The organism is Gottfriedia acidiceleris (assembly GCF_050457485.1).
In the GTDB taxonomy this organism is placed as follows: domain Bacteria; phylum Bacillota; class Bacilli; order Bacillales; family Bacillaceae_G; genus Gottfriedia; species Gottfriedia acidiceleris_D.
Window position 1 is genome coordinate 171,721 of the sequence record NZ_JBCMJM010000011.1, and the last position, 8,260, is coordinate 179,980.

Here is an 8,260-nt window from a genome sequence, read left to right on the forward strand (position 1 = left end):
TTTCATAAGTTAGTGTAACTAACTTATGAAACACCCCCTTTTTATTTTTAATTATTCACAAGGATTTGATTTACAGATGAGATTGGTGGTCGTTCAGCCATAACCTCAATAATATTTTTAGCTGCTATTTCTGACATAGCATCACGAGTTTCAAATGTTGCATTACCGATATGAGGTGTTAATACAACATTTGAAAGTGATTTTAGTTCTTCTGTTATTTTTGGTTCGAATTCAAATACATCTAGGGCAGCACCAGCAATAACACCTTCCTTTAATGCGGCTACTAATTCCTGTTCGTTCGCTAAAGGACCTCTAGCTGCATTGATAAAAAACGCAGTATCTTTCATCTTGTGAAACTCTTCTTTTCCAAATAAATGGTGTAGTTCAGGTTTGTAAGGACAATGAAGGGTAATATAGTCTGAAGTCTGTAAAAATTCATCCATTGATACGTAAGTGGCATTTAATTCTTGTTCAAGTTCATTACTTAATCTTCTTGGTTGATGATAAATAATATTCATATTAAACGCCCTAGCTCGTTTAGCAACTGCTTGTCCAATATTTCCAAAACCAAAAATACCTAAAGTTTTTCCTGATACTTCTGTTCCTCTAAAGAATAATGGAGCCCATCCTTCAAAACCTTTTGTACGGCAAAGTTCGTCTCCTTCGACTATTCTTCTGGAAACAGTTAAGAGAATTCCAAAAGTTAACTCTGCAGTTGCATCTGTAGAAACAAGAGGAGTGTTTGTAACATGAATGCCCTTACTAGTTGCATAATCAACATCGATATTATTAAAACCCGCTCCGTAATTAGCAATAATTTTTACATTTTTAGCAGCATCAATTACTCTTTTTGTGATTGGAGTGGATAGTAAGCTTAAAATTGCATCTACTCCACCTACAAGCTCACACAATTCATCTTCTGTAATTAATTGCTCATTTTCATAAACAATGACATGATGATCTTTTAATAATTCCTCAGCCTTTTCTGGAATTTTTCCCGCTACTAAGATATGTGCCAAATTAGAAACCTTCTTTCAACAGTTTAATGATTGAATGTTAACGTTTTTATTATAAATGAAGTTTCAAGTTTTTGTTTAATTTAGTATTTGGTAGTTTAAAGAATATATTTATTTTTAAAGTGTTTTCAGAAACTTAATTAACTTTTATTTATCAAAATAATGAAATGTATTTTATATTACTTTTTTACAGAGTGTTCAAATATAAAACGGTATAAAGGGAAAATAAAATTAAGTGGAACATTATAAATTTGATAATTAATTGAAAGGGTTGTTTTTCAACAGAGTAAAAAAAGCAGACACCAGTCTGCTTTTTTCATTGATATCTATGATTTAAACTTGCGGTAAGGGGAGTACGATTTACTAAATAAAACTTATTTAAAGATTGATCTATATATACCCAGCCCTTCCAGCCTAAGTGAATTGTATCTTTTAGGAAAAACTCATCGTATTCATGTGAAGAAAAATCAGCTACTTGGAATCCGGCATCTTCAATTTGTTTTTTTACTTTTTGGTAATAAACTTCTCGACCTTCTTTAGGGAAACCAGCGTAATCATACCATGGTCCGTTTACTGGAACGGAGATAAACAACGCTTGTGTGTGCTCTTTTTTTAATAATGCTAATACCATTTGAAGGTCATCATATTCTGGCGATACACCATAGTTACTATCGTGTTTATAATTTTTTAATGCTAGAAGACGGTTTTGAATGTGCTTTTTATAATATTTATTATTTATACCGAAATGGTTTGAAGTTGATTCACGTTGGCCCATTTTATCGGCAACTTGGGCTACTCGATCCCAGGATAAATCTTCATATTTTGATTTTTTTAATCGGAAGTTTTTATCTGGATCCATTATAACGGTCTCAAAAAGATCTTTCTTTTCAAGTATTTTTAAATATGTGTAAGCTAACGGTTTTTCAGCCATAGCCTCGAACTTAATTTTTTTGTCATTTGAAATAAATGATTTTAGTTGAGTTACTAATAAAGAGTCTTTTTTGATAATTGATAGCGTTAAAAGTCTCTTTGCAATTTGTCTTTTTACTGAATCATCAATTGTATTATTAAAAACGAATGAATAAGTTTGAAGCGCAGAATAATTAGGTGAAAAATGAGTATCGTCAATTCCATGTGGAATAAACCACTGTGGAGATAAAACAAACACAATTTTTCTATTTTTTATTCCATCACCTAAAGATGCTAAATCAAGAAAATGAACGAGACTTTGTGATCCCCCTCGACCAATTAGATAGGGAGTAAATTCATTTTTTTCTCCCATAAAAAATCTAGAAGGATGGAAGGGGTCTCTTCTAGCAAGTTCTGACGACCCAAAAATAGGTAGAAATTTTGGGTCTTTTAACATTTTGTTTTGAAGTAAAGTCCCTTGAAATGTTTCAGGATTTAAAGATGCTGCTGTATTATTTAATCGTTCTTTTGTAATAAATCGTTCGTAAAAAGAATTTGGAAGATACAAAGCTAGTAAAAAAATGAAAATAGCTGCTATCATCCCAAAAAATTGAACTTTTTTCATTTTCTAGCCTCTAAAATCGAAATGATTTTATTTGGTGTTGACCACTCCTCACGATCGAAGTCAGAAATTGTTACGTTGATACCGATTTGTTCTTCGATTTCAACTAATAAGCTAACTGTACCAAATGAATCTAATAATCCTTCTTCAAAAATCAGAATATCTGGGTTTTCAATCACTTCATCTGTATTACATAAATCTGCTAAAATTTTTAAAACTTCTGCTCTTAAATTTTCCATTATACTAATTCTCCTTTAGTTAACTAGATGTCCTGAAAATATTAAAAATCCGAAACAAATAAAATGGAATGTAATAATAACCGCTAATACATGTGTCAGTTTAGTATTTTTCCAAATCTTTTTTTTCTTATTGAATTGTTCAAACCAATCAAAACTACACATCAATATGGCTTGGTATAAACCATAAAGTAGGTAATTAGTTTGCATCCCATGCCATGCACCCATTAGTAAAAATAAAGTAGTGTAACTGATATAAGAAATATTTCTTCTATTTTTAATCATTTTTTTCTTAGTCAGTAAGAATACCATTCTCATATATACATAGTCACGAAACCAAAATGATAAGCTCATATGCCAGCGATTCCAAAAGTCTTTTATATTCCGACTAATGAATGGCATATTAAAGTTTTCAGGTGTTTTAATTCCTACTAAATAACTAACGCCGATTGCAAATGCACTATAACCAGCAAAATCAAAAAATAAGTACAGACTATATGCATACATATACGTTAGATTTGAGACAAATGTATGCCCTAATGCAAACTGTGTTTCAAGTATATGAACGTTAATTAAATAACCAATTATATATTTATAGAGAAAACCAATAAAAATTTTATGAACACCAATTTGAAAATACTCCCTGTATTCAATTGCCGTTAACTTTTTTTGACAATCCTGTTGAAATCTCCTAAAACGATCAATTGGTCCAGAAGAGATCGTTGGAAAAAATAATAAAAACTTCAAGAAATCAGCAATCTTTAGTTCCTTTATACTGTTGTCGCGAATTTCAATAATGACTTGTGTTGCTTTAAATGTTAAATAGGAAATTCCTAAAAAGCCTACAAGTGTAGTACTTTCAAAAAGCGGTGAAACCTTTACCATCAATAAAGGTAAAATTGATAGAAAAACACTTAAGTAATAAACAGTTGAATCGTTAGCATTCTTCCGATAAACACTATAACCTTTTATTAAAATAACTATCCAAATTATATAAGCAACTAGATAGAAGGTTTGTATTTTAGAAGAGGAAAAGACTATTAATAAAAACACAAAAGAAAGAAATGTTGTGTAGTTAGTTGATTTTCTTCCTAAAAACCCTAATATGACTGCTGGTATTAGCAGAACAAATAAAATACCGAAAAACGTAAAACTACTGTATGGAATCATTGGTAAGTTTGCTCCAATAATTTTTTTCGATCTACTTTACCGTTCGTTGTCATTGGTAAAGTTTGTAAATAACTAAATTTTCTTGGAATCATATAAGTCGGCATATATTTATTTAATTCTTGCTTTAAAAAACGTGTTAAATGATATTCCTTTTCGAAATCGTGTTCTTTAACGACTACTAAGCAATGTAAATCTATACACTTACCATCCTTCATCTCCGGTAATATAACTGCAGAATGAACTAATGGTAATCTTCTAATGTTATTTTCAATGTCCTCAATTTCAATCCGATAACCATGTAGCTTTACTTGGAAATCGATCCTACTTTTATAGAACAATAGTCCGTGATCAAAGTAACCAGAATCACCTGTTTTATAGGCGCGCATGCCATTTATTTGATAGTAGGCTGCATCAGTTTTTAACTGATTATTAAGATACCCTTTACTAACGCTTGGACCAGCTATAATAATTTCCCCTGTTTCACCATCTGGAAGTGGGTTCCCCAATTCATCCATAATGTAAATGATTGTATCGTCTTTCGGTGTACCAATCGGTAATGGGGAGTGTTGGTTTATGACTTCCTCAGTAATCTGGACGAATGTTACAGCAACTGTTGCTTCTGTTGGACCGTAAGTATTATAAATCTCTGCTTTAGGAAATCTAGATAAAAGCTGTTTAGCACTATTATTCGATAGTACCTCACCACAGAAAAGAAAAGTCTTTAAGTTTGGTAGTAACAATTCGCTGAAATTTGGATTCATCATACACATTTCTATAAATGACGGTGTAGAAGTCCAAACCTCAATTTCACTTTCCATTAAATAATCGAATAATGCTTTTGGTCGCTCGATTAAAGATTTTTCAACAGCAATGAGTGTGCCACCGGATAATAGCGATGGATATAAATCCATTACTGATAAATCAAAAGAGAAAGGAGCTTGATTCAAAAAGCGTTGTCCATTGTGTATATTAAAATCTTTCAATATCCAATTGGTAAAACTACGTAAGTTATTTTCAGTAATTTGTACGCCTTTTGGATCTCCAGTACTACCAGAAGTATAGATAATATAAAATGTTTCATCGTCTTTAACATTGAAATCAGTTAAAGATTTGACTAGATTTGTAGAATCAACAATCTTCTGTAGTTCTCCAAAATTTATGATTTTAATGGATTCAAACTCTAAAGTGATATCTTTTGGTGTAATTAATAAAGTTGCTCCAGAATTAGTAATCATTTTTTTGAGTCTTTCAAAAGGAATAGACTCATCAACGGGAATATAAGCACAACCTGCTTTTACACTTCCTAAGAAAATGGAAATCATTTCTGCCTGCATATGTCCATACACAATAATGGGCTTATTCGTAAAATTATTTTTAATCATCCAGCTAGCAATCGCATCTGATTGTTGCTTTAAAGTTTTATATGTTAACGAATAATCGCCGCTATTTTGAAATGCGATTGTGTCTGGGGTGTTTATTGCCCAATAATCTATTTGTTCAATAATTGATTTCATCAGTTCACGTCCTAAAAATCGTTATATATAAAAGTCCCTGTAAATGAATCTTTAAATCCATATAAGTAGAGTAGTGCAAGTAAAATTGATAAATAAAACGCAGTATAAAATAAAAATCTTAAAGTCTTTGAACGGAAAATATGGATTTTACCCATTTGTTTTCACCTTTCTTAATTTTTAGCTAGACGTATTATAACACCGAAAAAAAGATGAAAAATTAACCAAACACCTTTTAAAATTACAGTTGGATAATAAATTATTAAAGGTTAAGTAAATTTTTTCTAATTAAAATCTAAAGATTAATGGACAAGATTGTTCATATAATTAGGAAAAGGTAGTAATAATGAACAAAAAAATAAGGGTAAAGTAAAAATAATGGGGAAATGGGAAAATTCTATTGGCCCTGCTCTATGGGAGATTGTAAATGATGAAAAAGATTTATTTGTTCTTGATTCCTAGTTTCTTAACTGTTTTAATAATGTCTCCATTTTGTAGTTTTATCTGGAATAAAAACGCTACGAAAGGGACAGTTTCGAATTACCCTACTATGAATAAAGTTAAAGTTACTAATGATCAAAATAAGAATACTAGAGAGATTGATCGCTACTTACAGCAAATTCATTTTAATGGAGTTGTTCTTGTTAGGAAGAATGAAGAAAATATCCTTAATAAAGGATACGGTTATCGAGATATCCAAAATCAGTTACAGAACACACCAAATACGTATTATCCAGTTGGCTCAATTTCTAAATTTTTTGTTTCAACGTTGTTAATGCAATTAAAAGAAAAAGGCAAAATATCGTTTAACGATCCGATTTCAAAATATATACCAGACTTTCCAAATGGGTCAAAATTAACATTATTTCATTTAATTTCACATACTTCGGGGATTAAGAAGCAAAAAGAGTTATTTAATCCAATTTCATCGACTAATTTAATAAAGGAAATAGTTAAATCAAATGCTCAATATAAACCTTTAAACAAATGGGATTACAATGACACAAATTATATTTTACTTGCTTACGTTATTGAAAAAGTTACTGGAATTCCTTATGGAGAATATATAAAAACACATATTTTCGATAAAGCGAATTTGACTGAAATTGGACAAGGTACTAATTTTTATAAAAAAGGGAATCATGCACTAGGTTATTTATTAATTCAATCTAAAAATAATCCGAAGCAATTACGAATCCCCAATTTTAACTATTTATTAGGCTGTGGAGATATTTATTCAACGGTTTCAGGGATACAAAAAATGGACGAGGCACTTATTTCGAATAAACTTATTATAGGTAAAAGTTTTACTCAGTTTACTAAGCCGTATCAAAATCATTATGCATTTGGAATTTATAATAAAGGAAAGTATTTATACAATCATGGGGTAGTTCCAGGAATTAATTGTATGAATGTATTTGATCCAGTTTCAAAAACATATGTAATTGTGTTTTCTAATAGTCAAAAGGTGACACCAAACACTTTTAAGATAGCAATGAACTTATTTAAACTAGTTAACAAAATGAGTTGAGAACAGTTAGCTATAGAATCTAGACTCTTATAAAATATTTCATAAATAATTTAAAAGATACTCATACTATTTTTTGATAAAGAAAATAGGAGGAGTCTAGTGAAAAAGTTTCTATATTATTTCTTATTAATCATAATGACTAGCAGTATTAATTTGAGTTCTATTAAAATTGTTAATGCGGAAACCAAAGCCGGCATCAATGAAAACTCTTTAACAAGACATATTAAAATTACTGAACAAAAACTAAATGATGCGCCGATTAAGTATCCACAAATAAGCGGAGCATCTAATTTAACTGCACAACAAAAGATCAATAGCATCTTAAAACAAGGTGCTGATTTAGCGAATAATAATCGTTTAAAGCTATTAGAAGACGAGAAAGAAGCTAAGTCAAAATGGGATGCTAGCCAAGGACCGTGGAGACCTTATGAATATGTTTTTACTTATAAAGTACTATACAATAATCTTGATAAATTGAGTGTTATTTATAATGAGTATTCATATACAGGTGGGGCACATGGGATGACGGTGGGAACTACATTTAATTTTGACGTGAAAACAGGTGATGTAGTTCCACTATCTAAGTTAATAAACGAACATACAAAATCCGTACAAGAATATGCATATCAGCAATTACAAAAGAAATATAAAGGATATGTATTAATAAAATCTCCTAACGAAATTGACTTAAGTGACAAAAATCGACTATGGGCATTTGACCATGCGGGAATTAAATTAATCTTTAAAGAATATGAAGTAGCTGCATATGCTGCTGGCATGCCTGAAGTCTTTATTCCTGTGCAGGTTTATCAATAATAATGTAATTTGAACATCAATCTAATATAGTGAACAAATAGGCTAAATAAAGTCTGATTTGTAAGAATAAGTGATTATTATAAGTTTTATTTAATGTAAACCTATTAGATGAAATGGTGATTAGAGCGAATGTTGCAAGACGTAATGTTTTTGTACAAGAATTGAGGGGATTTACTTTGTTTTTTTGATTTTCTAATGAAATTTCTTCTGTTTTGTTTATTTTACTCTATTTCATCATGTCATTATTACAGTTCGAGTTTCCTTATTTACATATACCCACAGGAACGAACGTGAAGAGGAGGCTCAGGTCTCGCCCCGCGGAAAGCGAGCATCCTGTTGTGGAAATCAACAGATACAACTTTATTTAATTGACTAAAATCCTTCTTCAAAAACAGAAAAGAACCTTCATTATATAAAAGGTTCTTTTCTTTATTTATTTATTTATTTAT

General features: G+C 30.4%; 8 protein-coding genes. 2 read left to right on the top strand and 6 right to left on the bottom strand.

Features of this window, described 5'->3' with window-relative positions; genetic code table 11:
• Positions 1-47: 47 nt before the first annotated feature.
• The 6 genes from ABEY15_RS13055 to dltX form a co-directional block, all read right to left on the bottom strand.
• Positions 48-1,019 (bottom strand): 2-hydroxyacid dehydrogenase family protein, encoded by a 972-nt coding sequence (locus ABEY15_RS13055; RefSeq protein ID WP_429890513.1) that lies wholly within the window; start codon positions 1,017-1,019, stop codon positions 48-50.
• 313 nt (positions 1,020-1,332) lie between these two features.
• Complete coding sequence (gene dltD / locus ABEY15_RS13060) at positions 1,333-2,550, bottom strand: D-alanyl-lipoteichoic acid biosynthesis protein DltD (protein ID WP_429890515.1); 1,218 nt, start codon at positions 2,548-2,550, stop codon at positions 1,333-1,335.
• Entirely contained in the window at positions 2,547-2,786 is a 240-nt protein-coding gene (dltC, locus tag ABEY15_RS13065; protein WP_429890516.1) for a D-alanine--poly(phosphoribitol) ligase subunit 2, read from the bottom strand. The genes dltD and dltC overlap by 4 nt, the downstream gene beginning before the upstream one ends.
• Before the next feature lie 15 nt (positions 2,787-2,801).
• Complete coding sequence (gene dltB / locus ABEY15_RS13070) at positions 2,802-3,953, bottom strand: D-alanyl-lipoteichoic acid biosynthesis protein DltB (RefSeq protein WP_429890518.1); 1,152 nt, start codon at positions 3,951-3,953, stop codon at positions 2,802-2,804.
• The gene (gene dltA, locus ABEY15_RS13075; RefSeq protein WP_429890519.1) at positions 3,950-5,467 is read right to left on the bottom strand and encodes a D-alanine--poly(phosphoribitol) ligase subunit DltA; all 1,518 of its coding nucleotides are present in this window, start codon (positions 5,465-5,467) and stop codon (positions 3,950-3,952) included. Before dltA ends, dltB begins: the two co-directional genes overlap by 4 nt.
• A gap of 11 nt (positions 5,468-5,478) precedes the next feature.
• The gene (gene dltX, locus ABEY15_RS13080; RefSeq protein WP_082459405.1) at positions 5,479-5,622 is read right to left on the bottom strand and encodes a teichoic acid D-Ala incorporation-associated protein DltX; all 144 of its coding nucleotides are present in this window, start codon (positions 5,620-5,622) and stop codon (positions 5,479-5,481) included.
• Between the two features lie 269 nt (positions 5,623-5,891).
• On the opposite strand from dltX, the gene ABEY15_RS13085 reads away from it, so the two are divergent.
• Together ABEY15_RS13085 and ABEY15_RS13090 are read left to right on the top strand one after the other, a co-directional pair.
• Complete coding sequence (locus ABEY15_RS13085; RefSeq protein WP_429890521.1) at positions 5,892-6,995, top strand: serine hydrolase domain-containing protein; 1,104 nt, start codon at positions 5,892-5,894, stop codon at positions 6,993-6,995.
• 99 nt (positions 6,996-7,094) lie between these two features.
• Positions 7,095-7,811: a DUF3298 and DUF4163 domain-containing protein gene (locus tag ABEY15_RS13090; RefSeq protein WP_429890522.1), complete on the top strand. Its 717-nt coding sequence runs from the start codon at positions 7,095-7,097 to the stop codon at positions 7,809-7,811.
• The last annotated feature ends 449 nt before the right edge of the window (positions 7,812-8,260 follow it).